31 protein-coding genes, 1 other RNA gene and 1 pseudogene are annotated in these 24,742 nt (G+C 66.7%); 11 read left to right on the plus strand and 22 right to left on the minus strand.

The annotated features are described in order from the left end of the window. Positions 1–36: 36 nt before the first annotated feature. The 9 genes from NJ4_RS00890 to NJ4_RS00930 all read right to left on the minus strand — a co-directional run bounded on the left by NJ4_RS00890 (position 37) and on the right by NJ4_RS00930 (position 7,979). Positions 37–1,425 (minus strand): M15 family metallopeptidase, encoded by a 1,389-nt coding sequence (locus NJ4_RS00890; RefSeq protein ID WP_067428760.1) that lies wholly within the window; start codon positions 1,423–1,425, stop codon positions 37–39. Between the two features lie 178 nt (positions 1,426–1,603). Continuing rightward, positions 1,604–1,973, minus strand: a transfer-messenger RNA (tmRNA) gene (gene ssrA, locus NJ4_RS00895). Between the two features lie 77 nt (positions 1,974–2,050). Further along, positions 2,051–2,560, minus strand: a complete 510-nt coding sequence (locus tag NJ4_RS00900) for a hypothetical protein (protein ID WP_067428763.1) — start codon at positions 2,558–2,560, stop codon at positions 2,051–2,053. Between the two features lie 29 nt (positions 2,561–2,589). Next, positions 2,590–3,465 carry an amidohydrolase family protein gene (locus tag NJ4_RS00905; protein ID WP_067428766.1) on the minus strand — a complete coding sequence of 292 codons (876 nt, stop codon included), beginning with the start codon at positions 3,463–3,465 and terminating at the stop codon, positions 2,590–2,592. Further along, complete coding sequence (gene smpB, locus NJ4_RS00910; protein WP_067428768.1) at positions 3,462–3,938, minus strand: SsrA-binding protein SmpB; 477 nt, start codon at positions 3,936–3,938, stop codon at positions 3,462–3,464. Before smpB ends, NJ4_RS00905 begins: the two co-directional genes overlap by 4 nt. A gap of 44 nt (positions 3,939–3,982) precedes the next feature. Then, positions 3,983–5,257 (minus strand): M23 family metallopeptidase, encoded by a 1,275-nt coding sequence (locus tag NJ4_RS00915; RefSeq protein WP_067428770.1) that lies wholly within the window; start codon positions 5,255–5,257, stop codon positions 3,983–3,985. 52 nt (positions 5,258–5,309) lie between these two features. Further along, entirely contained in the window at positions 5,310–6,221 is a 912-nt protein-coding gene (gene ftsX, locus NJ4_RS00920) for a permease-like cell division protein FtsX (RefSeq protein ID WP_067428772.1), read from the minus strand. 15 nt (positions 6,222–6,236) lie between these two features. Beyond that, the gene (ftsE, locus tag NJ4_RS00925) at positions 6,237–6,926 is read right to left on the minus strand and encodes a cell division ATP-binding protein FtsE (RefSeq protein WP_067428774.1); all 690 of its coding nucleotides are present in this window, start codon (positions 6,924–6,926) and stop codon (positions 6,237–6,239) included. Between the two features lie 111 nt (positions 6,927–7,037). Beyond that, on the minus strand, positions 7,038–7,979 hold the full coding sequence (locus NJ4_RS00930; RefSeq protein ID WP_067428776.1) for a zinc metalloprotease: 942 nt from the start codon (positions 7,977–7,979) through the stop codon (positions 7,038–7,040). A gap of 103 nt (positions 7,980–8,082) precedes the next feature. Between NJ4_RS00930 and NJ4_RS00935 the strand changes: the two genes are divergently transcribed. Then, the gene (locus tag NJ4_RS00935; RefSeq protein WP_067428778.1) at positions 8,083–8,703 is read left to right on the plus strand and encodes a hypothetical protein; all 621 of its coding nucleotides are present in this window, start codon (positions 8,083–8,085) and stop codon (positions 8,701–8,703) included. A gap of 40 nt (positions 8,704–8,743) precedes the next feature. Here the strand turns inward: NJ4_RS00935 and prfB are convergent, their stop codons facing one another. Beyond that, entirely contained in the window at positions 8,744–9,862 is a 1,119-nt protein-coding gene (prfB, locus tag NJ4_RS00940) for a peptide chain release factor 2 (RefSeq protein WP_067428781.1), read from the minus strand. A gap of 188 nt (positions 9,863–10,050) precedes the next feature. Here prfB and NJ4_RS00945 point away from each other — a divergent pair, with 188 nt between their 5' ends. Then, positions 10,051–10,863, plus strand: coding sequence for a M57 family metalloprotease (locus NJ4_RS00945; protein ID WP_067428784.1), 813 nt, complete (start codon positions 10,051–10,053; stop codon positions 10,861–10,863). Between the two features lie 57 nt (positions 10,864–10,920). On the opposite strand, the gene NJ4_RS00950 is transcribed toward NJ4_RS00945, so the two are convergent. From NJ4_RS00950 to NJ4_RS00995, 11 genes and pseudogenes are all read right to left on the minus strand, one after another. Continuing rightward, on the minus strand, positions 10,921–11,412 hold the full coding sequence (locus tag NJ4_RS00950) for a CAP domain-containing protein (RefSeq protein WP_067428787.1): 492 nt from the start codon (positions 11,410–11,412) through the stop codon (positions 10,921–10,923). Between the two features lie 45 nt (positions 11,413–11,457). Continuing rightward, positions 11,458–11,889 (minus strand): pilus assembly protein TadG-related protein, encoded by a 432-nt coding sequence (locus NJ4_RS00955; RefSeq protein WP_067428790.1) that lies wholly within the window; start codon positions 11,887–11,889, stop codon positions 11,458–11,460. Continuing rightward, entirely contained in the window at positions 11,886–12,323 is a 438-nt protein-coding gene (locus NJ4_RS00960) for a hypothetical protein (protein ID WP_067428792.1), read from the minus strand. The genes NJ4_RS00955 and NJ4_RS00960 overlap by 4 nt, the downstream gene beginning before the upstream one ends. Further along, the gene (locus NJ4_RS00965) at positions 12,320–12,709 is read right to left on the minus strand and encodes a TadE family protein (RefSeq protein WP_067428794.1); all 390 of its coding nucleotides are present in this window, start codon (positions 12,707–12,709) and stop codon (positions 12,320–12,322) included. Before NJ4_RS00965 ends, NJ4_RS00960 begins: the two co-directional genes overlap by 4 nt. A gap of 3 nt (positions 12,710–12,712) precedes the next feature. Next, a complete protein-coding gene (locus NJ4_RS00970) occupies positions 12,713–12,907 on the minus strand; it encodes a hypothetical protein (protein ID WP_067428797.1) in 195 nt (64 codons plus the stop codon). Positions 12,908–12,923: 16 nt separating this feature from the next. Then, a complete protein-coding gene (locus NJ4_RS00975; protein WP_067428800.1) occupies positions 12,924–13,856 on the minus strand; it encodes a type II secretion system F family protein in 933 nt (310 codons plus the stop codon). Continuing rightward, a complete protein-coding gene (locus tag NJ4_RS00980; protein WP_067428802.1) occupies positions 13,853–14,710 on the minus strand; it encodes a type II secretion system F family protein in 858 nt (285 codons plus the stop codon). The genes NJ4_RS00975 and NJ4_RS00980 overlap by 4 nt, the downstream gene beginning before the upstream one ends. Further along, positions 14,710–15,003, minus strand: a complete 294-nt coding sequence (locus tag NJ4_RS00985) for a CpaF/VirB11 family protein (protein WP_245644394.1) — start codon at positions 15,001–15,003, stop codon at positions 14,710–14,712. Before NJ4_RS00985 ends, NJ4_RS00980 begins: the two co-directional genes overlap by 1 nt. Positions 15,004–15,256: 253 nt before the next feature. Continuing rightward, positions 15,257–15,775 (minus strand): DUF6281 family protein, encoded by a 519-nt coding sequence (locus NJ4_RS27065; RefSeq protein ID WP_407668032.1) that lies wholly within the window; start codon positions 15,773–15,775, stop codon positions 15,257–15,259. Positions 15,776–16,245: 470 nt separating this feature from the next. Further along, positions 16,246–17,115: pseudogene (locus NJ4_RS00990) on the minus strand (IS3 family transposase); the annotation flags it as partial. Positions 17,116–17,135: 20 nt separating this feature from the next. Beyond that, the gene (locus NJ4_RS00995; RefSeq protein WP_067429359.1) at positions 17,136–17,447 is read right to left on the minus strand and encodes a transposase; all 312 of its coding nucleotides are present in this window, start codon (positions 17,445–17,447) and stop codon (positions 17,136–17,138) included. Positions 17,448–17,571: 124 nt separating this feature from the next. Between NJ4_RS00995 and NJ4_RS01000 the strand changes: the two genes are divergently transcribed. The 3 genes from NJ4_RS01000 to NJ4_RS01010 all read left to right on the plus strand — a co-directional run bounded on the left by NJ4_RS01000 (position 17,572) and on the right by NJ4_RS01010 (position 20,054). Then, positions 17,572–19,314: a PDDEXK family nuclease gene (locus NJ4_RS01000; protein ID WP_157550535.1), complete on the plus strand. Its 1,743-nt coding sequence runs from the start codon at positions 17,572–17,574 to the stop codon at positions 19,312–19,314. 92 nt (positions 19,315–19,406) lie between these two features. Beyond that, positions 19,407–19,637, plus strand: a complete 231-nt coding sequence (locus NJ4_RS01005; protein ID WP_157550537.1) for a hypothetical protein — start codon at positions 19,407–19,409, stop codon at positions 19,635–19,637. Between the two features lie 81 nt (positions 19,638–19,718). Further along, a complete protein-coding gene (locus NJ4_RS01010; protein ID WP_067428815.1) occupies positions 19,719–20,054 on the plus strand; it encodes a hypothetical protein in 336 nt (111 codons plus the stop codon). An 82-nt stretch (positions 20,055–20,136) separates the two neighbouring features. Here the strand turns inward: NJ4_RS01010 and NJ4_RS01015 are convergent, their stop codons facing one another. After that, positions 20,137–20,376 (minus strand): hypothetical protein, encoded by a 240-nt coding sequence (locus NJ4_RS01015; protein ID WP_067428818.1) that lies wholly within the window; start codon positions 20,374–20,376, stop codon positions 20,137–20,139. Here NJ4_RS01015 and NJ4_RS01020 point away from each other — a divergent pair. From NJ4_RS01020 to NJ4_RS24915, 6 genes are all read left to right on the plus strand, one after another. Then, positions 20,368–20,664, plus strand: coding sequence for a hypothetical protein (locus NJ4_RS01020; RefSeq protein WP_067428820.1), 297 nt, complete (start codon positions 20,368–20,370; stop codon positions 20,662–20,664). The two genes, NJ4_RS01015 and NJ4_RS01020, sit on opposite strands and share 9 nt — an antisense overlap. A 101-nt stretch (positions 20,665–20,765) precedes the next feature. Further along, positions 20,766–21,245: an SHOCT domain-containing protein gene (locus tag NJ4_RS01025; RefSeq protein ID WP_067428823.1), complete on the plus strand. Its 480-nt coding sequence runs from the start codon at positions 20,766–20,768 to the stop codon at positions 21,243–21,245. A 279-nt stretch (positions 21,246–21,524) separates the two neighbouring features. After that, complete coding sequence (locus tag NJ4_RS25430; RefSeq protein ID WP_157550539.1) at positions 21,525–21,722, plus strand: hypothetical protein; 198 nt, start codon at positions 21,525–21,527, stop codon at positions 21,720–21,722. After that, positions 21,719–22,438: a DUF5677 domain-containing protein gene (locus tag NJ4_RS01035; RefSeq protein WP_067428828.1), complete on the plus strand. Its 720-nt coding sequence runs from the start codon at positions 21,719–21,721 to the stop codon at positions 22,436–22,438. The genes NJ4_RS25430 and NJ4_RS01035 overlap by 4 nt, the downstream gene beginning before the upstream one ends. 830 nt (positions 22,439–23,268) lie before the next feature. Then, on the plus strand, positions 23,269–23,526 hold the full coding sequence (locus NJ4_RS27070) for a helix-turn-helix domain-containing protein (protein ID WP_407668034.1): 258 nt from the start codon (positions 23,269–23,271) through the stop codon (positions 23,524–23,526). A gap of 86 nt (positions 23,527–23,612) precedes the next feature. After that, positions 23,613–24,644 carry an epoxide hydrolase family protein gene (locus tag NJ4_RS24915; RefSeq protein ID WP_217996709.1) on the plus strand — a complete coding sequence of 344 codons (1,032 nt, stop codon included), beginning with the start codon at positions 23,613–23,615 and terminating at the stop codon, positions 24,642–24,644. Positions 24,645–24,742 lie beyond the last annotated feature (98 nt).

A 24,742-nucleotide genomic window follows, 5' to 3' on the forward strand; every position in this document is an offset into this window, starting at 1 on the left:
CCACCGCTTGCGGCCCCACGCCACCATCGCCTCAACCTAGTGGCACTCGCCCACACAACGAGGTGCGATCAGGATCCGCGCGGCCCCGGCGGTGGCATCGAAGTGCTGGGTGTCGCCGTTGCCGTAGGTCCACCGCAGACCGTGGCGGCGCATCAGCTGGACCACGGGGTGACTGGTGCTGCGCCAGGAGACGCGGTACGACGGGTGGTAGTGCCACCACGAGTTCGGGACCAGGCCGGTGCGGGAGCGGTAGGGATTCTCCCAGGTGTTGACGTCGACGGCGGTGCCCCACGAGTGGGGCGACTTCACCCCGGGGCTGTTGACGACGTTGCGGCAGTTGAACGCCGAGGTGTTCCCGGCGGCCATCGAGCGATAGTCGTTGCCGCCGTGCAGGACGCTGCTCCACCCGAAGCGGTCCACCCGGTACATGGCCCGGATCGGGTGGCGGCCGTCGTACATCGCCTTCAGGGCGCCGGCCACGTTTCCGGCGACCCGTGCGTTGACGACCATCTCGCCGCGTCGGCGATAGCCGTCGTAGGCCCAGTAGTTGACCCTGATCAGGCGCAGGCCGGACCGGCCGACCGGGCAGCCGGAGTGCCAGGAGCGGCCGACCATCTGCCGCCAGATCGGATGGGAGATCGGGCTGACCGTGACCGCGGCACCCGGCTGCGTGGCCCGCGGCTGGGCGGGCAGCTTGATCCGCGGGCTGGGTGCGCCGCGGGGCATCCGGAAGGGCACGCCGGGCGGTCGGTTGTCGACGGTGCGGGTGCCACTGATGGCGCCCTTCGCCCACGAGCCGGCGATGCCGACGGCACGCCAGCGGCTGTCGGAGCGGACCTTGTAGTTCCAGGTGGCGCGCCCCGCGGCGTCGGTGTTCATCGTCCTGCGGGCCACCCACCGCTTGCCGACCAGTTGCTGGATGCGGACCTCGCCGTGCACCGGGATCCCGCCCGGCGTCCGCCACAGCACCTTGAAGACTGCGTACGTCTCGTCGACGACACGTAGGGGCGCGGAGAATCCCATGCGCGTGGCACGGCGCAGCAAGGTGATCGTGCGGACCGCGGACACCGACGCGGCGTGCGTCTGGTCGCCGGCGTACCGGGCCCGGAAGGTGTTGTCCGAGGCCACCCGGCTCATCGTCGCCGGGATGGCGACATGGCCGTTCGCGCCCGTCGTGGCATCGGCGACCGGCCGCCAGACGCCTCCCAGGCGACGCTCGAGCGTGACCGCGGCCCCGGCGAGCGGAGTGCTGTCGGCCGCGACCACCCCCACGTCGAGGTTGACGGTCTGGCCCTCGTAGCGGGCGGGACCGGTGATGGTCGTGGTGGTGGCGATCAGAGCGGACTCGTCGGCATTGGCCGAGAGCGGCGCCGAGAACAAGCCGATGACCATGCCGAACAGTGCGACCAGGCTGGCGATGCGCATGGATCTCCCCGTGTCAGAACGTGCCGAGCAGTGCGGGCCCGACCATTGTGGCCGAGGCCTCACTCCTCCAGACGGAAGTGGGCGGCGATCCGTTGCATTCAGCGAGCAGAAAGATGCACGACGTGGTGGCCACCCCCAGGAGCGGGTGGCCACCACGTCGTGACTTCAAGAGGTGATCGTGTGGAGCTGGCGGGAATCGAACCCGCGTCCTCGAGCGCCGAACCAGGTCTTCTCCGGGTGCAGTCAGTGCTGGCGTTTTCTCGGCCCCGGCGCTCCCACAGACACGTCGCCGACAGGCTCAGTCAGGAAAAAGTCCCGATCAACCCTCCTGACAGGTGTTGATCAGCAAGCCTTCTTGATGAGGCCAGGTTCCGGGACGAAGGCAGATGCCCGGTCTGACCCTTCGATCACTGCTCAGGCAGCGAGAGCGAAGTCGTTGCGGTTTGAGTTGGCAACTATGGTTTTCCAGCGATCGTTTACGAGATGACGCTGGCTTCTCGACCCGCTTCCCCTGGAACTAACGTCCCAAGTCGAAACCGATCAGCCCCTCTTGAGTTGTACTGCGGTAACCATATCGAGTGGCGGATCATTCCCCAAAGGGGTTAGCCCCTTGGTCGGACCGGGGTCACGACCATCGCGCACCGTTGGCGACCAGCGCGTCGGCGAATGCCCGCGCATGTCGGCCCTCACGCAGGGACTTGAGGGAGTTCCGGGTGACGCGGTTGATGTGCTCCACGCTGACGTCGCACCTGACCTCGCCCATCGGCCCGGTCAGGGTCAGAGCGGCCGGAGCCATCGCGCCGCGGAACCGGACTGCGAGCTGGGGGCACGGAACGGTCCAGTCCGGGGCATCGGCTCCGTCCGGGACGAAGGCGAGGGTGCCCTCATCGAGGTGGAACGTGCCGAACCTCGCGTTCAGGGTCCCGCCCATGGCGCCGATCAGGCCACCACCGAGCACCTGGGCGTTCCAGACACCGCGACCAGCCGGTCCCGCGTACGACCCGTGCAGCGGTGGCGCAGGTTGCCAACCAGGTTGTCGTGCGCGGCCTGTGCGGGTGATTGCGAACACCGTGAGCCCGATGACGACTGCGAGGGTCACCGGCACCAGGAGGGCCACGAGCACGAACCAGATCATGCGCAGATCATGCCCGGGCCGGGACCGGTTCACGCACGGGCGTCGAAGAGCTCGTGGCCGTTGCTCCACAGGACTCGGCGCAGCCAGGCGTCGTCCAGGCCGGCGTGGCGCTGCGCGAGGAGCTCGATCGAGTCGATCTGGTGCTCATAGGGATAGGGAATGTTCGGGAAGTCGGAGCCGAGCAGCACCTTGTCTCCCAGGGCGGCCAGACGCGGAAGCAGCTCCGCGGGGTAGCGCCCGCCCATCTCCTCGAAGAACTCGGTGAAGGCCATCGTCGTGTCGAGGCGCACGTTGACGAAACGCTCGGCCATGGAGAGGAACTCGGCGTACTCCGGCGCGCCCATGTGGGCCATCACCAGGGCCAGCCGCGGGTGCCGGCCCAGCAGATCCTCGACCGGGCCGGGGCCGGTGAACGCGGTCGGTACCGGGCCGGAGCCGGCGTGCAGGACGATGGGGGTGCCGGCCTCGGCCAGCACTCCCCAGGCATCGTCGAGGAGCGGATCGGTGACGTGGAAGGCCCCCACCTGGACGTGCACCTTGAACAGCTCGACGCCGGCCTCGATGCGCTTCCTGACGTAGTCGGCCGCCCCCGGCTCCGGGTAGAACGTGCCGCAGCGCAGGGCCTCGGGATGCCGATCGGCGAACCCGGCCGACCATTCGTTGAGGAACTCGGCCATGTCCGGCTTGTGCGCGTAGGCCAGCGCCGAGAACCGGCGTACGCCGAACGAGCGAAGCGTCTCGACGAGGACGTCGTCCTCATCGCGATAGGTCAGCGGCCACTCACGCCCGATCAACGGTCCGGCCGAGTCGAAGACCGCGCGCACCTTCGCCATCACCGTGGGCGGCAGGAAGTGCGTGTGGACGTCGAAGAACCCGGGGATGCCGAGCCTGGTGAAGACATTCATCCCATGCCCTTGAGCCGACGACCGACCTCGATCTCCTTCTCGCGCGTGGCCTGGCGCTCGGCGATGGTGTGCCGTTTGTCCCAGGTCTTCTTGCCCTTGGCCAGCGCGATCTCGACCTTGGCCCGTCCGTCCTTGAAGTAGATCGACAGCGGCACGAGAGTGAAGCCCTTCTCGTTGACCCGGCGCTCGATCTTGTCGATCTCGCCCCGGTTGAGCAGCAGCTTGCGCTTGCGTCGCGCGGCATGGTTGGTCCAGGTGCCCTGGGAGTACTCGGGGATGTGCACGTTGTGCAACCACACCTCGCCGCCGTCAACCTCGCAGAAGCCGTCGACCAGGGACGCGCGCCCCAGGCGCAACGACTTCACCTCGGTGCCGACGAGGACCATGCCGGCCTCGTACGTCGTGTCGATGTGGTAGTCGTGACGCGCCTTCTTGTTCTGCGCGACCGGCTTCGTGCCCTGCTCCTTGACCATGGGGACAGTCTCTCAACCGCTGGCAAGCCGTTTGGTCGGCAGGGTCACAGCCAGTTCATCGGGTCAGTCGGTGCACCGTTCACCATCACCGTGAAGTGCAGGTGACAGCCGGTCGACCAGCCGGTGGTGCCGACGTACCCGATCACCTGTCCACGCTTCACGTGCGAGCCGACGCCCACCGTGTAGGACGTGGCGTGGTTGTAGATCGTGGCCAGGCCGACACCGCGCACGTGCCCGTTGTCGACGATCAGGCGGTTGCCCCACGCGGTCTGGTAGTAGCTCTCGATCACCGTGCCGTCGGCCGCGGCGTAGAGCGGCTGGCCGCAGCCGGCGCCGAAGTCGGTGCCGTCGTGGAGCGAGTAGTAGCCGTAGATCGGGTGGACCCGGTAACCGTAGGACGAGGTGACCGGACCACTGACCGGGTAGCTCAGGTAGCCGCCCGAAGGCCCGGGCTTGCTGGGACCGCCGGCCTTCTTCGCTGCGGCCGCGGCACGCGCCCGCAGCATCGACTCGATGCGGCTCTGCTCCTTCTTCAGCTTGGCCAGCTCGGCGGCGTCACGCTGCTTGACCCTGGCCGCTGAGGCGCGGGCGCTCGAACGCGCGCCGACCAGGCGGCGCACGGAGGCGGCCTGGCTCTCGGCCTGTGCCTCGAGCGTCTCCATCAGGTCGAGCCGCTCGGCGGCCTCCTGGCGCTTCTGCTTCACGGCGTCGCGCTTGTCGGCCAGGTTGTCCTTCTTGACCTGGAGCAGCACCTCGGCGACCTCGAGGTCGGTGAGCTGGGTGTTCTCCTCGTCGACCACGGCATTGGTGGTCTCCAGGGTGCGGCTCACTTCGTCCAGGTCTTCGGCACCGAGGATCGAGGACACCTGCTGGAGCTGCGGGTCGCCGTACTCGTAGACGTCGGCGATGCGGTCGGCGACGACGACGCGCTGCCCCTTGACGGCCTGCTGGCCCTCGTCCAGCTCGGCACGGGCGGTGTTCAGCTGGGCCACGGCCAGCTCCAGCGCCGCCTGGGCCTGCCGGTCGCGGACACGGGCCGTGGTCAACCTGCCACGGGTCTCGGTCAGCTCGTTGCGGGCCGTCGTCAACTCAGCACGCGCGTTGGTCAGCCGGGCCACGGCCTTGCGCAGTGCAGCGCTCGACTCGTCGAGGTCCTCGTGCGCGGCACTGATGTCCTGCTTGACCTTGTGCTTCTTGCGCTTGAGGTCCTTGTCGTCCGCGTGCGCCAGGGGCGCGCAGATCATGCCGATCACCATCAAGGTTGCGGCCACGAGGACCACCAAGCGGTGTCGGTCGTCGCTGGGGAAGGAGCGAGCCACCGTAAAAGCCTTCGTTCGGGGAAGTGAACGCCTTGACGTTAGACGACGAACCTCAGACTTTGAGGTATTTGCGGGTCAGTAGGAGAGTCGGAACCACGGTGAGCAGTGGTCCGATGATCGCGATCCACCCCAGGGCCTCCACATAGTCGGGCCATCCGATCCATGGAAGGAACTGGATCTGCTCGCTGATCCGCTCCTTGATGCCGAACTGCATGAACGCGGCCAGCGTGCCTCCCGCCAGCACCACACCGAACAACGCGGTCACCAAGGCCTCGAGGAGGAACGGCAGCGAGATGTAGAGGCTGGAGGCACCGACCAGTCGCATGATGCCGATCTCGCGGCGACGCGCGAACGCGGCCAGACGGATCGTGTTCGCCACCAGCAGCAGGGCGGCGAAGATCAGGAACCCGGCGATGAAGTAGGCGCCGATGCGGAAGGTGTCGAGGGTCTTGAAGACCGGCTCGACGATCTTGCGGTTGTCGCGAACGCTGTAGACGCCGTCGAGCCCGCCCACCTCGCTGGCGATGCCCTTGAACTCGTCGCGCTCCTTCAGGTCGATCCAGACCGACTCGCGCAGCGACTCGGGGCCCAGGCCCTTGAGCAGCTTGGCCAGGTAGTCGTCACTGAAGAGCTCCTGCGCCTTGTCGTAGGCCTGCTCCTGGGTCTCGACCCGGTAGCCGGAAACCTCGGGGTTCTCGTCGACGACCTTGAGGATGGCCTCCCGCTGGGCGTCGGTCACCTCTCCCGAGCACTGCGGGGTGCGGGAGTTCTCGTTGCACAGCGAGACGATGATCTGGTTCAGGTCACCGAAACGCTGCTCGGCCTTGTCGGCCTCGGAGTTGAGCAGCAGCCCGAGACCCACCAGGGTCAGGGAGACGAAGAGCGTGAGGACCACGGCGATGTGCATGGTCAGGTTGCGGCGGAGCCCCTGGACGAGCTCGGAGAAGACATGGCGAAGCTGCATGAGTGTGAGCCCCTCTCAGTTCTGGTAGCCGTAGATGCCGCGGGCCTGGTCGCGGACGACGCGGCCGTCCTCGAGCTCGATGACCCGCTTGCGCATCTGGTCGACGATGCCGGCGTCGTGGGTGGCCATCAGGACCGTCGTACCGGTACGGTTGATCCGGTCGAGCAGCTTCATGATGCCGATCGAGGTGTTCGGGTCGAGGTTGCCGGTGGGCTCGTCGGCGATCAGGATCATCGGCCGGTTCACGAACGCGCGCGCGATCGCCACCCGCTGCTGCTCACCACCCGAGAGCTCGTCGGGGAGGCGGTCCTCCTTGCCGTCGAGGCCGACCAGCTCGAGGGTCTCGGGCACCAGCTCGTTGATCTGGGAGCGCGACTTGCCGATCACCTGGAGCGCGAAGGCGACGTTCTCGGCGACCGTCTTGTTCTGCAGCAGACGGAAGTCCTGGAAGACCGTGCCGATCTGGCGGCGCAGCCGGGGCACCTTCCAGCCGGCGAGGCGGCTGATCTCCTTGCCGGCGACGTAGACACGCCCTTCGGAGGCGCGGTACTCGCGGAGGATGAGGCGCAGGAAGGTCGACTTGCCGGAGCCGGACTGGCCGACGAGGAAGACGAACTCACCCTTCTCGATGTCGACGGACACCTGTTCAAGGGCTGCGCGGGCCTGGCCCGGGTAGGTCTTGGAGACCTTTTCGAAGCGAATCACTGGACGGAGTCTAGGTGACAGACCAAGCAGAACCGGTAAGTCGGGCTCGCCGTTGTGTCGGCGTACGGGCCGGGCCCGGTCGTGGGCCCGGCCGCAGGGCCGGTCAGGGGCTCAGCCGTTGCCCCCGGCCCGGAAGGCGATCCAGGCGTCGTTCATGCGCTCGACCTGACCGGGCGTGAACATGTTCATGCAGGAGTCCTGCGTGTAGTCCATGAAGTTGTGGATCGGGTCGAGGCCCGGCGCCGAGCAGGTGTCGGCGCCCTCGGGGCAGTCGAACTGCGGGATCGCCTCACGCGGTGTGTCCGCAACGCCGTCACCGCTGGCCGAGCAGGCGCCGGCGAAGGTGTGCTCGAGCATCATCCAGTGGCCGACCTCGTGGGTGAGCGTGTCGCCGAGTGCGTACTTGCCGGCAGTGCCCCCGGGCATCGACTCGTCGAGCATCACCACGCCGTCGACGTAGTCACGACCGTTGTTGTAGTCCTTGGGGAAGTAGGCCCAGCCGAGCAGTCCCCCGCCGATGTCGGCGACGTAGACGTTGAGCGTCTCGGAGTCACCCTGGTGCAGGGCCTTCTTCATGTCGCGCTCGGTCTTGCCCGGCGCGACGTGTGCCCAGGCGGCGTTGACCGTCCAGGTGGTGTCCGTGAGGGCGAAACGGAACGGAGAGTCCGCGGCATCCGGGGAGGTCGCGCCGCTGTAGGAGACGTTGAGCACGTCGACCTGGTCGGCGATCATCGTCTCGAGCCGCGACCGCTGGGCGTCGTCCGGCGCGGTCTCGGAGATCACGTGGAAGACCGTGTCGATGGTGACCGACCCGTCGGGCATGCGGGGCGAGTCCTTGATCACGCCGTACTTCTTCGCGTCCTTCGCGGCGTAGAGGGCCGGCTCCTTCGCCGTTGCTCCTTCCTTGACCCGGGCCAGGTCGGGGTGCTCCTCACAGGCCTGCACACCCGGGGAGGCCATGCTCGCGGGGCTGGTCGCGACCGCGCCACCGCCGAACAGCGCCGAACTCGCCGCGACCGCAGCAATTGCCAGGAACGTTCTCTTCGCCCGCATGATTTCCTCCCGATCAGAATGTGACGGACTGAACGTACAACGCAGGTCGGGACGCTGACCACAGGTGCGCGGCACTGATTCTCCGTCGGGCTAACGTGACCTCATGCGAACCGTGTCGAGCCACGTCGTGGCCGTGGCGACGACAGTCCTCCTCCTGGCGGGCTTGATCTCCTGCAGCTCCGACAACGATCCCGGGACCGAGCCCACTGTCGCCGCCACCCCGATCTCCGAGTACGACGCGACCGGCGTGACCGTGGCACGCGCCGACTTCTGCGACCGCATCCCCGACGGCGCGGTGGAGGCGGCGGTCGGCGAGGTCGAGGACACCGGCCACTACGGGAACGGCGAGTCGGCCAGCATCACCGACGAGGTCGAGGACGTCGCCCATGAGTTCAACTGCACCTTCACCGGGACGTCGGGCGCGGTGGCCCGGGTCTGGGTGTTCGTGCCACAGGTCACCAGGGCGCGGGCGCAGGCCCTGGTCAAGCAGGTCGGTCAGGAGCGCGGTTGCCGCCTCGTCGACGGACAGGGCTTCGGCACACCGTCGACCGGGGCACTGTGCCGGTCGAAGTCCGGCGCCGAGGCGTCCTACCGGGGCCTGTTCGTGGACTCCTGGCTGGCCTGCTCGCTCACCGACCCTGACCGCAAGGCGCCAGCCGAACCGGCCCTCGAGAAGGCCGGCAACTGGTGCGTGCAGGCCGCCTCGGCTGCCGCCACCGAGTAGCAGTCGCCCGACCCGGCCGCGGATCAGGTTTGACTCGGGCTCAGTTCGCGTCGGCCTTGTCGGCGCCGCGGCGCCAGCGGATGCCGGCCTCGAGGAAACCGTCGATGTCACCGTCGAAGACCGCCGACGGGTTGCCGGACTCGTACGTCGTCCGCAGGTCCTTGACCACCTGGTAGGGGTTGAGCACGTAGTTGCGCATCTGGTCGCCCCACGAGGCCTGGACGTCGCCCTTGAGCTCGTCGAGGTGCGCCTTCTCCTCGGCCTTCTTCAACGCCAGCAGCTTCGCCTTGAGCACGACCATCGCGCTGGCCTTGTTCTGCAGCTGCGACTTCTCGTTCTGACAGCTGACCACCGTGCCGGTGGGGATGTGGGTCAGACGGACGGCGGAGTCGGTGGTGTTGACCGACTGGCCGCCGGGGCCGCCGGAGCGGTAGACGTCGACCCGGACCTCTTCGTCGGGCACGTCGATCTCGTCGGTCTGCTCGAGCACGGGCACGACCTCGACCGCGGCGAAGCTGGTCTGGCGCCGGCCCTGGTTGTCGAAGGGGCTGATCCGGACGAGTCGGTGGGTGCCGGCCTCGACGCTGAGCGTGCCGTAGGCGTAGGGCGCGTGCACCGCGAAGGTGGCGGACTTGAGCCCGGCCTCTTCCGCGTAGGACGTGTCGAAGACCTCGACCGGGTAGTTGTGCTGCTCGGCCCAGCGGACATACATGCGCATCAGCTTCTCCGCGAAGTCAGCCGCATCGACCCCGCCCGCCCCGGAACGGATGGTGATCAGCGCCTCGCGGGCGTCGTACTCGTCGGAGAGCAGGGTGCGGACCTCGAGCATCTCGACGGACTTCTTGATCCGCTCGAGCTCGCGCTCGGAGTCGGCCAGGGTGTCGGCGTCGCCCTCGTCCTGGGCCATCTCGACCATCAGGTCGAGGTCCTCGATGCGGCCGTGCAGCGAGGTGAACCGCTCCATCTCACCGGTGAGCGTCGACAGCCGCCCGGTCACGCGCTGGGCGTTCTCCTGGTCGTCCCACAGGTCGGGTGCGGCCACCTGCTGCTCGAGGTCGTCGATCTCGGCGCGCATCGCCTCCAGGTTGAGCACCTGCTCGATGGTGTGCATCGTCGCCTGGAGCTGCTTGATCTCTGCTTCATAGTCTCGGCCTGCCACAAGAGGCAAGACTACGGCACCACTGAGAACCACCCGAGTCACGGGAGCACCTTCGGCACGTGGTGAATGAAACCGGCGAACTTACGGCAACAGTGCCGAAAAAAACAAGACTGCCCCGTGAGCCGAGATTCGCCTACGGTTCCGCAAGGGATGGCACTCGGGGGCCGACACCAACGCAAGGGAACGTCATGAGAATCAGCAAGACACGTGTTCTGGCCGCCGGAGCAGCCGCGGTCCTGGCTTCCTCACTCGGGGTGGCCGCGGCAACGGCCGGCTCGGACGAGACACCGCCCAGCTTCCAGGAGTTCTCCGCCTCGACGTTCCGTGACGCGGACGGCACCTGGATCGTGAACGGCGACGAGCCGGTGCAGAGCAAGGGCGGGCTGCGACAGTTCTACGACGGCATGGTCTCCGCGCCCAAGAAGGTGTCCGAAGAGGGCCTGATCATCAACACGGTCAACGGAAAGGACGACCGGTGGTCGCAGGCGGCCGTCGGCAACCTCACCTACTGCGTGAGCACGAAGTTCGGCGCCGACTACTCGCGCGTGGTCTCGGCGATGAACAGCGGCGCCGGCCAGTGGGAGGCGGCCTCATCGGCAGTCGACTTCATCCACGTCTCCGGCGCGGACAGCAGCTGCAACACCCGCAACAAGACCGTCGTCTTCTCCGTGGAGCCGACCAGGACCAACCAGTACATCGCCCGGGCGTTCTTCCCGAGCACCAGCTCCAAGAACATCCTGGTGAACGCCAAGTCGCTCTACAACTCGGGATCGTGGACGCCGTCCAACATCTTGGCCCACGAGCTCGGCCACACCCTGGGCTTCCGGCACGAGCACACGCGCCCCGAGTCCGGCACCTGCTTCGAGGACAACAACTGGCGTCCGCTGACGCCGTACGACTCGGCCTCGATCATGCACTACCCGCAGTGCAACGGAAGCTCCGACGACCTGAGCATGACCAACACCGACCGCGCAGGCATCCAGGCGGTCTACGGCAACTGACCCGGCTGCCTGACGAGAGGGTCCGGTCGCTCCGTGCGGCCGGGCCCTCGCTCGAGGTCAGGACCGGCCGAGCACCTGGGCGACGTACCACCGGCCGCCGGCCCTGCGGGCTGCCAGACCGATGAGGCGGTACTCCCGGCGCAGGATGTTGGCCCGGTGTCCGGGTGAGTGCATCCAGCCCTGGTTCACCACCGAGCGACCGGTCGGGTAGCCGTAGGCGACGTTCTCGCCGACCATGCTCATCCCGCACTGGCGCAGCACCGGGCCCAGGTTCTGGTGGAACATCCGGCGCTGCCGGGCCATCCGGTTGGCCTGCTCGGTCGCCTTGCGCTGGAGGCACGCCTGCTTGCGCAGCCTCACCAGGTCGCGCCGGGCACGTTGGGCGTTGGTCGCCGCGATGGCGGTGCGGGAGTACGTCGCAGCTGGCGTCTCACGCGCACTCGGCGCGACGGCACGTTCGGCGGTCGCCTGTCCGGTGGCCACTCCCCCGACCAGCAGGCCGGAGGCCATCAAGACCGCGATCACCGACGTGAGGACTCTGCGCATCATGCGGTCACGCTGCCACAGCAGCTCGGTGTCAACAACGGTTTCCGGCTATTCGGTGACGTCCACGATCGCCGACCCGCGTGACCCGACCCGGGCATCGCTCAGCGAACCGACGGTGATCGGCAGGTCGAGGCCGGCACTGACCTCCACGACCACGGCGTTGTCCCGGATGCGGACGGCGTACGTCAGCTCCGGGTAGTCGGCGTACGCATCGATGCCGCGCAGGTAGGCGCCCACGGCGGCATGGACGGCGCGCTTGTCGAGGGGCGCCCGGTCTCCCTTGAGCCCGCCGTCGTAGACCTTCGACCCACGCACCTCGTCCGCACCCGCAAGGGCCGCGCCGTCCGCGACGTTGTCGAGGCCCTGGCGTCGGAGGTAGGCGGCGGACGCGTCGACGACCAGGCCCACGGCGAGGAGCAGGACGATGGCGAACCCGACGATGAGCACCGTCACCTGACCCTGGTCGTCGCGGCGGGTCACCTGCGGTCCTCGACGTAGCGACCGAACGGGACCCGGTGCACCGACTCGAGGCGGAAGCTGGGCGCTCCCCCGCCCAGCGCGGCGGGTGCCAAGGGCAGACGCACGTGGGTGCGGACGACGACGGTGATCACCGATCCCGGCACCAGGCAGTGGCCACGCCCCATCGAGCAGGTGATGTCGAGGTCAAGCCCCTGGTCGGCCAGGCCCTGGTCGTCGAGCGCCAGCCTCGCCGCCGCTTCGGCCCGGCGCCGCCCCTCGGCCTCGGAGTCGGCGAGGGAGAAGGCGCGACCGGCGGCACGACTGGCCGCGGTCACCCCGAACGCGCCGCGTTGCACGTCGAAGACCGCGATCATCACGTAGACCAGGGGCACCAGCAGCAGGATCGCCAACCAGGTGACCTCGATCAGTGCACTGCCCTCGTCATCGCGTCTCACTGGTCCTCCTCGGTGGCGTGGCCGTGGACCACGAGCTCCACCGAAGGGCCCCACAGCCCCAGGGCTGGAACCTCGGCGCGCACCGTCACCTCGACCGTCGCCGACCCGTGGTCCCGGGTCTCGCGGGCCGTGACGCCCTCGGCGAAGCTGCCGGCGACGATGTCGCCGATCTGGCGTCGGGTGTACGCCGCCCCGTCGGCGGGTCCGCGGTCGGCGGTCGCCCCGTGCCGGGCACCTTCCGAGGCCGCCGCGGTCAACGTGTTGCGCACGTGCAGGACCAGCGCCAGCTGGAGGATCCCGAGCACCAGCGGGATCAGGATGACCAGCACGAGGACGAAGTCGACGACCGCCGACCCGCGCTCGTCGCCCTCCCTCCGCTGCCGCATGTCTCAGCCGTCGACCGAGTTCAACGCGTGAATCAGCATCGCCTTCAGCCGCGGGCCGGCCACCAGGGTCAGCGCGGCGACGATGCCTGCCGTCATCACGGTGATCATCACCCAGCCGGGCACGTCTCCGCGCTCGTCACGCAATCGAGTGCTGACCCCGACGTAGAGCCGGATCATCAGCGTGTTCACCATGTCCATCCCGAGACTTCCTTCCTTAGGGCGCGACCAGTCGGAGGCCGATGAGGCCCGGCCAGAACGCGAAAATCACGGTCACCGGCAGCACGAGGAACACCACGGGGACCATCATCATGACTTCCTTGCGGGCGCCGGTCTCGATCAGCTCACGACGACCCGCCTCGCGCACGTCCGAGGCCTGCGCGTGCAGGACGTCGGCCAACGGCGTGCCCCGCTCGACGGCGACCGCGATGCCTTCGGCGAAACGGCTGACCAGGGGCAGACCAGTGCGCGCCGCGAGGCCGTCGAAGGCCCGACCGACGGGTGCACCCGTGCGGATCTCGGCCAGCACGCGCGACAGGTCGCTGGTGAGCGCGCCGTTGGTGCGGCGTACCACCCTGTCGAGTGCCGAGACCGGGCTCTCCCCCGCCGCGACCGCCAACGCCAACAGTTCGGCCACGACCGGGAACTCGAGCAGGATCAGTTGCTCGCGTTTCTTGGCCACGGAGCTGAGGTGGTTGTCGCAGAAGATGACTCCGCAGGCGAAGGCGACCACGGTGAGCACGACCAGGGGCACCGTGTTGCCGGGTGAGCGCCAGGTCTCGAGCACCGACACCGCCGCGGCGACCGCGAACGCGCTCAGCCCCCACATCACCTGATCGATGCGGAACTCGTGGACGGTCTTGTCGAGGTCGGCACGCTCGAGTCGGCGGCGGACCGAGGTGCTGCCCCCGAGCACCTTCTCGACGCCGTCGGCGGCGCCGCGCAGGACCGGGCCGAAGACACCGCGCACGGCGCCGGTCCCCTCGTCGACCGGACGAACCTGACCGGACTGGGGCAGGTCGCGGATGTAGGGCAGGACACGCACCGAGAGATCGGCGCGCCGCAGGCTCAGCAGTCGCGACACGATCAGCAGCAGGCCACCTGCTGCCAGTCCACCCAGCAGCGCGCCCCAGACGGTGAGGCCGGTCATGCCAGGATCCTCCGGTCGACGGGCAGCCGTCCGATGCGCATCATCAACCGGTAGGCGACCACGCAGCACAGGGCACCGCCGGCCAGGACGAGGACGCCCGCCGCCGAGGCATAGCGGTGGATGACCTCCGCCTGGAAGCACATCAGGAACAGCACGAGCCAAGGCGCGGCGACGGCCAGCCGCGCGCCATTGACGGTCCAGGCCTGCCGCGCCTCGAGCTCCGAGCGGGTGTGCGCGTCGTCGCGGAGGTAGCCGGACAGGTTGCGCAGCAGTCGACCGAGCTCGCCGCCTCCCACCTCCCGGGCAATGCGGAGTCCTTCGACCACGCGGTCACCGACCGGATCGGCGAGCAGCACCTTGAGACGATCGAGGGACTCCCCGAAGCGGCCGCTGACCTGGTAGTCGAGAGCGAACCTCTCGAACGCGGGTCGCAACGGCTCGGGCCCGCGGACGGCCAGGCCGGCGAGCGCCTCGGGCAGGGACATCCCGGCTCGCACGGCCGACCCGAGGTGGTCGACGGCCTCCGGCCAGACCTCGGCGAACTCCCGTTGACGCTTGCGGGCTCGGCCCGCAACGACGGCCAGCGGCACGTAGCCGGCCATCAGGCCGAAGGCCAGCGCCACCGGGAAGGTGTTCGAGAGCACCTGCATGACCAACGAGGCGACCAGGCCGGCGACGACGCACAGGCCGACCAGACTGCGCGCGGTGACGGTGCTCATGCCGGCGCTGGCGAGCAGCGCCTCCAGCCGGCCGGGACCTCGATCAGCGCCCTCCCTGTTGGTGCGCGGCACGAAGAACGCGGACCACACCAGCGCGATGCCCAGTCCGAACCCGAGGCCGACGAGCGCGCCCATCAGGTCGCCTGCACCAGTCGATGGACGTCGACGCCGAGCCGCTCGAACAGCTCGATGCGAGGCGGCATGCCGCCCTGCGCCCGCAGCGAGTCACCCTGACGGGCGAAGATGGCCTCGGTCTCGATGATGTCGTTCTCCACCCGCCCCGGGACCGACACGATCTCGTTGACCCGGCGTACGCCGTCGGCGTCCATGCCCAGGTGCACGACCAGGTCGACGCTCGCGGCAACGGTCGGTACGACGAACCTCGCGGAGATGTTCTCCCCCGCCAAAGTTGCAAAGGGGGTGTGCATAGTCGAGCGGCTCGAGGGGCCGGATGCTAACCCCAGTCAATCCTGTCACCGGATCGTGCAGCAGACCCTTCAGCCCTCGCGAGCGCCTTGGTTCGGTCCGGCTCCCTGCCGCGTATGACGACCGGTGTTAGCGACGCCTCTAACCTCCGGCGAGCGGATGGTCGAGATCTCCGACGAAGCGTCTGGCCCGACAAGGCATTCGCATGGATCGTCACCGTCGTCACGACGTCCGCAGGTGGGGCACAAGTCATCGTCACCCTCGCGCATGGCCATGCCTCGCATCATGCGCCGGCTTTGTGTCGGCGTCTAGGGGAATGGGATATCCCGGTAAAGAGCGGTCTTGCCGATGCGAGCGCGGTGACAACGGTGACGACTTCGCCAACTCCCGCCAGATGCGCTCGCGTTCGGAGAGTGGAACCGAGTCAGCAACGAAGACCGCGAACGAGTCCTTGTCGAATCGGACGCCCAAGACTTCCTCGGGCGGATATCCACGGAACGACCACGTCGTGACCTGGCGCGGTTGTTCAGGGAACACGGAGCCACCGGCGTCCTCGCCGACGTCGTGGCACTCTGCCGCCTCGGCAACAGAGTGCCTGCTGGCTTCCCGGTCGGTGTAGCCGTGAGACGTGTAGGCGATGCCGTCCACCCTCACCTGGGCCGAGCAGTCGCTAGAGGTCTGAGGGCTACCGTCCGGTGAGCAACCAACCACGATGAAGGAAAGCGTGAGCCAAACAGCCACGCTAGCGGCCCTCAGGGTCTCAGCTCCTCCCATATGCCTTCGACGTATCGCTGAGTGTCACGGTTCCCCAAAAAGTGCAGGGTTTGCTTCAGGATCCGGTGACAGATCGACTCCCCCAGTTTCGGCACGAAGACCTGGCATCACAACGGGATCAGCGCTTCGCGCGCAGTCTGTGGTCTGGCAGTCCCAAGAAGAATTCATGACGAAGTTGATCGCTCCGGGCTGTCCCGCTTCCCTAGGTGCATAGGGGCCCGCCGCGGTCTGAGCGCGGATGTTGACCGCAATGAAGAAAACCGCTGCGCCCTAACCTGGGCAAACGAACTTCGGCACACCCGGCGGTCACCTCGGTCGCCCACCGTCGGCGACCTCAGACTCACGTGTCGTCCTGTCACCAGGTTATGCAGCAGACCCGGGCGGATGTTGACCGCAGCCAATAAACCCACTGCAGGATTCGTATCGTTCGGGCAACTAGGACTGGGGTTGCCCCCGTTTGGCGGACACGGTTACGCGGCCAGGTTTGGCTCGCGTTGGGTTTGCGGTTCGAACTCTAGGGGACTGATCATGCCCAACGCGGAGTGTCGGCGTCGGGTGTTGTAGACCTTGCTGATCCAGTGATGGATTCCCCGAGTGGCTTCCTCACGGGTTGCCCAGTTGTGTCGGTAGTAGAACTCGACCTTCAAGGTGGCCCAGAAGGACTCGGCCATGGCGTTGTCCCAGCACACCCCGGTGGCACCGACCGAGCAACGTAGATGATGTTTGGCGGCGAAGGCGGCAACCTCAGTGGAGGTGTACTGGCTGCCTCGGTCGGCGTGGAAGATGACATCTCGGGGACGTGTCCCGCGTAGATCGACGGCCATGGCCAATGCCTCGGTGACCAGGCTGGCGTGCATGTGATCAGCCATCGCCCAGCCCAGCACCCGACGCGAACATCCATCGCGGACCGCGCACAGGTACAGCCACCCCTGGCCCGTGGCCAGGTAGGTGATGTCCGAGATCCACACCGCGTCCAGCCGGCCGGTGTCGAAGACCCGATTGACCAGGTCCGGGTGCGGCTCGGCGTCGCGGTCCGGGCGCGTGGTGAGCTTCCACGGCCGCGGTGAGATGCCCTGCAGGTTCAGCCCGCGCATGACCTTGGCGACGGTCTTGCGAGTCACCAGGCACCCGTGTGCCCGCAACTCAGCTGTGATCCGCGGTGCCCCGTAGACACCGTCGGATGCCTGATGGGCTTGCACCACAGCGGCCGCCAACTCCTCCCGTGCCTGCTCACGAGGCCCCGGTCCGACGGCTTGGCGGGCACGCCAGTCGTAGAAGCCGGATCGAGAGACCTCCAACAGTTCGAGCATGTGCACTACATCGAAGTCGGCCTTCTGCGCCTCGACGAGCCGGTAGGCGACTACCGGTTCTCCTCGGAGGCGAAGAAGGCCGCTGCTTTTTTCAGGAACGCCACGTCCTTCTCCAACTGAGCGTTCTTCTGACGCAACTGCGCCAACTCGAACCTCTCGTTGAAGCTCAACGGCTCCTCAGATTCCATCTTCTCCGCCTCCTGCCGGGCACGTTCCTTGACCACCCACGGATGCAGCGTCTCGCGGAGCACGCCCAACTCATCGGCAACAGACCGCAAACTACGACCCGAATCAATCACCAGCCGCGCAGCATCACGCCGATACTGCGCCGAGTACTGCCGCCGCTTCGAGGATCCAGCCATGACATCAACCATCCCGCGAGACCGGAAGTCCCGCTAGTCAGGTGTCCGCCAAACGGGGGTAAGCCCAGACCCACTGCACACGGCAACCTCGGTTCTTGTCGGCGGCAAGTATTACCTTCATCTCATGCCAGGGATCGATTGGGCTCGCCTCGGAGCGATCGGCGGCGAAGGACTTGAGGACTTCGTCGCTACTTGCTTACGTCAGCTCTACCCCGACGCGCGACAAACCCGACCAGCCAGCGGAGACGGCGGGATCGACGTGTACCGCGACACCCCAGATGGATTGGTGGTCTGGCAGATCAAGAAGTTCACCACCGCAGTGGGCTCCGGCCAGAAGAAGCAGATCAAGACCTCATGGCGCAGGTTCTGGGTCGCCAACGTCGTGCCGGATCGGCACATTGCCTCGTACACATTAGCCACGCCCTGGACACCGACCGCCAGCAAACTGGCGTGGTTTGAGAACGACGTCACCGCCGATGCGATGTTCAAAACGACGTGGGAGGGCGCGGCGTTCTTCAATATGCTCGCCTCGCGGTTTCCCGCCACGTTCGATCGTTTCTTCAAGGGCCCGGACCTGTTGGACAACATGGTGCTAACTAAGGCAACGCTGGCAGCGTCGCCGGTAGAAACAGCCGGCAATCTCACGATGCTCGACGCAATCAACTTCCGTGAGCAGTCGCTTCGGGATATCAAGGACCTGATCAGTGACAACTACCAGATCGACACCAGCACATTCCGCCTCCCTCCGGGTCAAGGACCGACGGTCGCCCACATGCGCGAGCGTCTCAATGGGCACAGTCGTTGGAGCCGCATCGACGACACCCGCTGGCAAGTCGAGACGGTCGTGCCGACCAGCGACCAATCGGCAGAAGTCGAACCCATCACCATCAACATGCGATTCCTCGTCGAACCCGGCACCCCCGAAGCAGACGCAATCGCCGAGTGGGACCGCTGGGGCGTGCCAATCCAAGACATCCCTGCCGAGTCTCAGATCGTCGGTGGCCCGTTCGACGAGCAAGAACCGACCACGGGGATTTTGTCCGTTGGTGCGCCACCTCCTTCCGCCGATCTGCCCCGTTTGCTCCTGCGCGCGCAATCGATCAACGGTTCATCGATCCCGCCGCCCGCAGATGTTGTCTTCATCGTGCGTGAAACAACGAGCGGTCGCCTCGGCGGTGGCCTGCGTGTCATTGCCAGCACCCGGAGCGGGGCACTGACTCTTGAAGCCCGGATTCGATCCGAAGTGGCCGACCCCAGTTTCGGTCTCAGGCTGACAGTCGAATCCGGTCAGGACCCCGCACAGGTCGCCCGCGACCTGCATCGAGTCGAAGCGATCGCTTCCTACGGCCCTTTCGAGTGCGTCATAGAGGACGGCCCTTCGTTGGCGGCGGGGACCGACCTTGCCGCGCCACCCTTCGCAAAGGCGATCGCCGAGATAGCGAATGACCTCGCCCGACTGCAACCGCACACCACCCACAGACTCCGGATGCCCGACGTGTGGGAGACCACGGAGCACCAAACAGAGGAACTACATCGACTCGCAACCATCTACGACGAAGGCGCAATCACACAGACGTGGGAGCGGATATTCCTGATGATCGAAGATCCGAGTTTCCTGCAAAACATGGAAATCTTCAACGGCGTCGGCGCGTTGGTCAAAAAGAGCGAACCAGTGTTCTCTCTCGGCGGGGCCAACTACATGATCACGCATCCGCTGGTCGTCTCGATTCTGACGCCGGTGCTAGCAGAGTGGGTGGATCGAGCGCAGGTGGAAGAGGGGGCGGAGATCGAGCTCGTCCCCGCCACCGACAACCGAGTCGTCCATGCAGCACTTGCAAAGGACCCAGCACAGCACATCGCCGGCTAACCACTCGAGGGACTGCTCAACACATGGGGCGTCGTCGGGCTGACACCACGCGGAAGTACCTGGTTCGACTGATAGGACCGGTTCGCGCAGAGATGGCGCGCCGACTCGCCTATCTGGCTCCGGAGATGCGTACGTCAACAGCGATGGCGGAGATGGTCGGCAATATCGTGCAGGCGAAGAACGGCGCTGACGCCGACAACGAGGGACTGATCGGCGCTGCCTCGAAAGTTCATGTCGAGCTACAGGCCATGACGCTGGCTCGAGACATGGCCGCCCACGAACTCGAGAGGATGGCAGCCAGTCTCAAGCATCGCTTGCCCTGATGGCCCGGGACAATGGCCACGGATTGGGTATATAGCTCGATTCGCCCTGCGAGATCTGGGGCAGGCTGCCAGGATCCGAGAATGATCCGGGCCAGCGCACTGCTAGCGGTGTGTCTGGTGCTCGGCGGCTGTAGCGATACGAGACCGGATAAAGCCGCCAGAGACGCATGCGGGGACCTTCGTAGCGCGGTCGCCGACTACCAAGACCGAGCCATCAGCCCGGCCACCTACGTTGTCCTGCTCGATGAGGTCGTGACGACTGCCACGGACACGGAAGAGACCGATCTGATCGGTCCGCGTGTCCTGCTCGAGAGCGCACTGTCCTCTCTCAAGTACGAGGACCTCGATGCAGGACTCCCGAGTCTGAGCACCAGCACGAGCCTAATGACCGAGGCTTGCGACAACCTCGGCCCGTGACCTGCGACAACTCCAACACGTCTCGAGGTCGACGGGCACGACAAAGCCCCGCCGATCAGATCGACGGGGCTTTGGAGGTGGGTCAGGCCTTGCGCTTCCATGCCGGCTTGGCTGGCCCATGGATCGCCTCATCAGGATCGAGGCGGGCATACGTCGCGAGCAATCGGCGGACCACATCGCTGATCGATGATCCCTCGACCTCGGCACGCGCCTTGGCAGCACTCCAGACGGCGTCGGAGATCCGCACGATGCGATTGCTCGTCACGGCGCCACTGCCGATGCCGACGCCCGACGAGACGTAGGTGGCCTGACGATGAGCCACTGGGAGACGGGGCCCGCGCACATGGTCAGCAAGCCCGACGACTACCCCGAGCCAGGCCCGGGACCGGTCACAACGTGGACGCTGAGGACGCCGGAGGGCGAGCCAGTGGGCGTGCTCGCGTTCAACGACGCCGGCGTGGAGTGGACGCCCGCCTCGACCGAGGACATCAGCGCGCAGGAGCACACCGCGGAGGTCCTGCAGTACCTGCACGGGAACAGGGCCGAGGGCACGGCGCTGGCCGACGCGCTCGCCGGGATCAGGGCCGCATACGAGGTTGACCTGGACTAGACGTGCTAGGGCATTTCACTGCGAACCACCGGACAGCGGGCGTAGCGTCCTGACCACGGGGTGCGAGGGAGCGCCGAGCACCAAAGACCTTGGGGGCAACCGTGGCAGAGACACTGGCCAGCGGCCTGATCGACAACACAACGACGATGACGATCTACAAGGACGGCACCTTCTCGCTGAAGGTCCTGTTTGGCAAGCCGTCCGCGCCGGAGCGCCTGATCGGCTTCGAGCACGACGCCGACTCGATGCGCCGGAAGTCTGCTACTGGCCGCGGCGCCGCCGCCCTGTTCACTGGGGGCGCGTCGTTGCTGGCCTCCAACAACCGCGGCGTCGTCTACGTCTCCGTGACGGGCGACCGGTCCAGCGTCCGCACCTTCACCACCCGCAACCCGAGCGGCACCACCCTGACCGGGATCCGGTCCCTCAAGGCCGCGGCCGACGCGATTCTCGCCCAGACGAACGCACCGCAGGGAGGGGGCGCAAGCGAGGTAGCCCAACTCCAGCAACTCGCCGATCTGCACAGGTCCGGGGCACTGTCTGCCACTGAGTTCGCGGCGGCGAAGAAGCGGCTGCTCGGGTAATCGATGCCGAACTACGCCGAGTGGATCTCAACGCTAGCGCTAGGAATGGGCGGGTCGAGTCTCGGTTGGCAGGTCCTGAGGGCACGGCGCGAGCAGCCGATCATCACCGTGCACGGTCACAGCGCCCTCAGCAGGGGACGGGAGGACGGCGCTTGGGATGAGCCCTGCTGGTCCCTCCCCATCCACGTGACCAACGCTGGAGGCCGGGCGGTGACGCTCCGTGCCGTCTACTGGGAGGTCGACGTTGGGTCCGGGCCGTTTCGGGTCACGTCAACGGACATGGGCACCGCACTGCCGATGCGACTGGAGTCCCTGAGCGCCGACCAGTGGGAGGTGCGGGTCTGGACCGAGGGGGCGATGTGGGGTGGGGCATCTGCACGCCCCGCTGCGACAGTCGTGCTCGGGCGCAAGGGCGTCGTGGACGTCTTCGGGGCCTACTCAACCCTCCAGTCGCCGGACGAGGTCAACTGGGGGTGAGCCCGCAAGACGAGTACCTCGCCTGCGTCGACGTAGCCTGCGAAGGTCTCGACGACGTCCAGGAGTACGGCTTCGCGGCGGGCGACGCTGGGGGGTTGCTCGTCCTGCACGGGCTGGCCATGTACGCCCGCGACACAGCCCGCTCTGCATCGCGGTTGCTGCGCGACAGCCACACCCACGCGGCAGCCGTGCTCACCCGCGTCGTCGTGGAGCATGCGGTCCTCTCGCAGTGGCTCAAGGTGGATCCGGAGACACGCGGCGGCCTGTTCCTGCAACAGAGCACCGTTGAGAGGGCACGCTGGTTCGAGGTCGTGTTGGCTGCCAACCTCGACATGACAGAGGCGGCTCTCAGCCGGATCGATCCGGGGGCGCGCGGCGGCAAGCCGAAGAACGTTGCACCGGAGTTCAACACGGTTAGAAACCTGTTCGGTGACGGCGAGAGCGGCAGGTCGCTCTACCTCACCTACCGAAGCCTCAGCCAGTTCGTGCACCCGTCCGCGCTCACGTTCGCGCGCTACACGTCAAACCTGCCGTTCGGCGTCAACCTCGCCACCACGCTGCAGACCGCGCAAGACTCTGAGGCACTCGCGTTTTACCTTGCCTCCGCGATGGTCCTGTGTGCACTCCCCTACTTCGCCGTCTTGGGCGAGGACAGGGCCGCAGTTGCGGTGCTCATTCGGGCTCAGGCCTCCTCTGTGCCGACCAGCTTGGACTAGACCTCAGCGCGCGTGGGCTGCCCCTCCACAACGTCGCCGCTGGCGATCGTCAGATCCCCGGGCAGGTGCCAGCCGCCCGGGACGCGCTGCAGGCGGAACGTCTCCCCCGCTGTCTCGACCGCGACCCAGCAACCCAGCGGAAGCGCGTCTAGGGCCGGATCGCCTCGGCGTCATTGGGCAGCGCTCCTCATATAATCAGCCTCATGCGCGTTCCGGGTTCGTCGCAGGACACCGAGTGGATCAGTTGTGCCACTGCGGCGAAGTTGACGGATATCGCAGAGGACACCCTTGAATGGTGGATCAGACAAGGACGTATCGAGCAACGCCCCCGTCACGGCAATAGACCCACCCTGGCCAGGACCAGTGTGGAAGAGTTCGCCACAACCTACGTCCCCAAGCGAAGGCGCGATCAACAGCCACACGAGCCCACGACCGCGGAGCAGCAAAAGGCCTGGCTGGCCGAGCACCACAGTCCACGTGATGTTGCCGAACGCTTCAAGGTAAGCGACACCACCGTGCACCGGTGGGCGACAACAGGCCGACTCACCGGCGACAGACACCCCACCCGAGGCTGGCTGCGCTTCACCTGCGAAGAGGTCGAACGACTGTCCGCCGAACGTCGAGAGTGGATCAGTTACGCCACCGCAGCGAACCTCATCGGCGTCTCCCCCAGCACGATCCGTTCCCTCATCCACAGCGGCGCTCTCATACAGCGAACGGTCGCGCGCCAGCAGCCGTCCATCTCTCGGCAATCTGCTCAAGAGCACGCAGCCCGAACACGGGCCGAGAACGAACACCGAGCTGCATCACATGTCATGCGCCTGGCGGCGATGGGGCCCCCAGATGACGGAGAAGTCTGGCTCAGCCTCACTGAAGCCGCGCTCGTCTTGCGATTGAGCAGAGTTCGGGTCGGTCAACTGGTTCGAGCAGGGCGGATCCCCGCCACCAAGCAAGGGCGTAGATGGTGGATCCGACGACTCCATGCCGAGACCCTGTCAGCATCACGGGCAGCCCAAGCCACCCCACAACGCCAACTCCCCCAGGGAGCATCGGGTCGAGACCGCGACGAGAAACCTGTGGTCATTTGATCGCTGCGCGCCGGCATTGGACCTAGGTGAATAGGGGCCCGTTGCGTGTCCCCGATGTTCTCGCCCGCCAAAGTTGCAAAGGGAGTGTGCAATTCTCCAAGAGCACGGTGCGCATGCCAGCCGGACCTGACCAAGGTCACCTGTCACCAGCTCGCGCAGCAGTCCCGTACGACTGGCGAGCCGCCGAGAAAGAGCTCAATAAGCACCCGCAATTTCGGACACGCATTGACGGCGTTGACATCCACTTCGTCGAGGTGCGAGGCGAGGCAGCGGAGCGCAGGCCACTGCTGCTTCTCCACGGCTGGCCGGGGTCACACTTCGAATTCTGGAAGGTGGCAGACCGCTTGGCCCACCCGTCGCAGTACGGCGGTTCTGCGGCAGACGCATTCGACCTGATCATTCCGAGCCTTCCGGGCTACGGGTTCTCGGGACGCGTTTCCCGCCCGGTTGGTCCTCGGACCTCGGCAGGGCTGCTCAACAGGCTGATGGTGGAAGGTCTGGGCCACGCTGAGTACATGGTCCACGGCGGCGACCAAGGAGCGATCATCGCGTCGTTCCTGGGCGCCTTCCACGGAGAACACTGTCGGGCAATGCACGTGAACCTGATCGGGTGGCGGCCTGTCCTCGATGACGACGGTGCCGTAGGGGAGGAGGAGCACGCGATCATGCAAGGCCAGCTCCTGGCCGAACTGCCTGACATGGCCTACGCGATCCAACATTGGACCAAGCCGCAGACCCTCGCCATGGGTTTGGTCGACTCACCTGTCGGAACCGCAGCGTGGATGATCGACAAGTTCCACGACTGGTCCGACCTCAGACACTCGACCTTCGACGAGGTCCATGACCGCGACGCACTTCTCACGAGCGTCATGATCTACATCATCAACGGAACCATCGGCTCGAGCCTTTGGTCCTACCCGGCACTCCTGGATGAGCGGGTGAGCCTCGCCGACCGTCCGTTCTGTGCCACTCCCACGGCGCTGGCCCACTTCCCAGTCGAAGTCGTCGGATTCACCCACCGCGCTCTTGGGTCGAGCGGTTCTACAACATCCAGCGGTGGACGACGTTCGACCGAGGCGGCCACTTCGCGGCCCTCGAGCGACCGTTCGAACTCGTGAACGACATTCAGGCATTCGGGCGAACGCACTTCCCTAATACTGCGTCGAACTGACCGGGGACAAGTGCTCGTCGGAGACCGTGTTGACAGGCCCCGAAT

It is taken from the genome of Nocardioides jensenii JCM 1364 = NBRC 14755 (assembly GCF_001552535.1).
Classification (GTDB): domain Bacteria; phylum Actinomycetota; class Actinomycetes; order Propionibacteriales; family Nocardioidaceae; genus Nocardioides; species Nocardioides jensenii.

Coding starts and splice junctions, on each gene's coding strand:
- NJ4_RS01000 (WP_157550535.1), top strand. CDS start 17,572: ATGCCAGGGATCGATTGGGCTCGCCTCGGAGCGATCGGCGGCGAAGGA.
- NJ4_RS00950 (WP_067428787.1), bottom strand. CDS start 11,412: ATGATGCGCAGAGTCCTCACGTCGGTGATCGCGGTCTTGATGGCCTCC.
- NJ4_RS00970 (WP_067428797.1), bottom strand. CDS start 12,907: ATGGACATGGTGAACACGCTGATGATCCGGCTCTACGTCGGGGTCAGC.
- NJ4_RS00985 (WP_245644394.1), bottom strand. CDS start 15,003: ATGCACACCCCCTTTGCAACTTTGGCGGGGGAGAACATCTCCGCGAGG.
- NJ4_RS27070 (WP_407668034.1), top strand. CDS start 23,269: ATGGGGCCCCCAGATGACGGAGAAGTCTGGCTCAGCCTCACTGAAGCC.
- NJ4_RS25430 (WP_157550539.1), top strand. CDS start 21,525: ATGGGCACCGCACTGCCGATGCGACTGGAGTCCCTGAGCGCCGACCAG.
- NJ4_RS00965 (WP_067428794.1), bottom strand. CDS start 12,709: ATGCGGCAGCGGAGGGAGGGCGACGAGCGCGGGTCGGCGGTCGTCGAC.
- NJ4_RS01005 (WP_157550537.1), top strand. CDS start 19,407: ATGGCGCGCCGACTCGCCTATCTGGCTCCGGAGATGCGTACGTCAACA.
- NJ4_RS00975 (WP_067428800.1), bottom strand. CDS start 13,856: ATGACCGGCCTCACCGTCTGGGGCGCGCTGCTGGGTGGACTGGCAGCA.
- NJ4_RS00905 (WP_067428766.1), bottom strand. CDS start 3,465: ATGAATGTCTTCACCAGGCTCGGCATCCCCGGGTTCTTCGACGTCCAC.
- smpB (WP_067428768.1), bottom strand. CDS start 3,938: ATGGTCAAGGAGCAGGGCACGAAGCCGGTCGCGCAGAACAAGAAGGCG.
- NJ4_RS00900 (WP_067428763.1), bottom strand. CDS start 2,560: ATGATCTGGTTCGTGCTCGTGGCCCTCCTGGTGCCGGTGACCCTCGCA.
- ftsX (WP_067428772.1), bottom strand. CDS start 6,221: ATGCAGCTTCGCCATGTCTTCTCCGAGCTCGTCCAGGGGCTCCGCCGC.
- NJ4_RS01020 (WP_067428820.1), top strand. CDS start 20,368: ATGAGCCACTGGGAGACGGGGCCCGCGCACATGGTCAGCAAGCCCGAC.
- NJ4_RS01010 (WP_067428815.1), top strand. CDS start 19,719: ATGATCCGGGCCAGCGCACTGCTAGCGGTGTGTCTGGTGCTCGGCGGC.
- NJ4_RS00995 (WP_067429359.1), bottom strand. CDS start 17,447: ATGGCTGGATCCTCGAAGCGGCGGCAGTACTCGGCGCAGTATCGGCGT.
- NJ4_RS00890 (WP_067428760.1), bottom strand. CDS start 1,425: ATGCGCATCGCCAGCCTGGTCGCACTGTTCGGCATGGTCATCGGCTTG.
- NJ4_RS00980 (WP_067428802.1), bottom strand. CDS start 14,710: ATGGGCGCGCTCGTCGGCCTCGGGTTCGGACTGGGCATCGCGCTGGTG.
- NJ4_RS00930 (WP_067428776.1), bottom strand. CDS start 7,979: ATGCGGGCGAAGAGAACGTTCCTGGCAATTGCTGCGGTCGCGGCGAGT.
- NJ4_RS00945 (WP_067428784.1), top strand. CDS start 10,051: ATGAGAATCAGCAAGACACGTGTTCTGGCCGCCGGAGCAGCCGCGGTC.
- NJ4_RS27065 (WP_407668032.1), bottom strand. CDS start 15,775: ATGGGAGGAGCTGAGACCCTGAGGGCCGCTAGCGTGGCTGTTTGGCTC.
- NJ4_RS00935 (WP_067428778.1), top strand. CDS start 8,083: ATGCGAACCGTGTCGAGCCACGTCGTGGCCGTGGCGACGACAGTCCTC.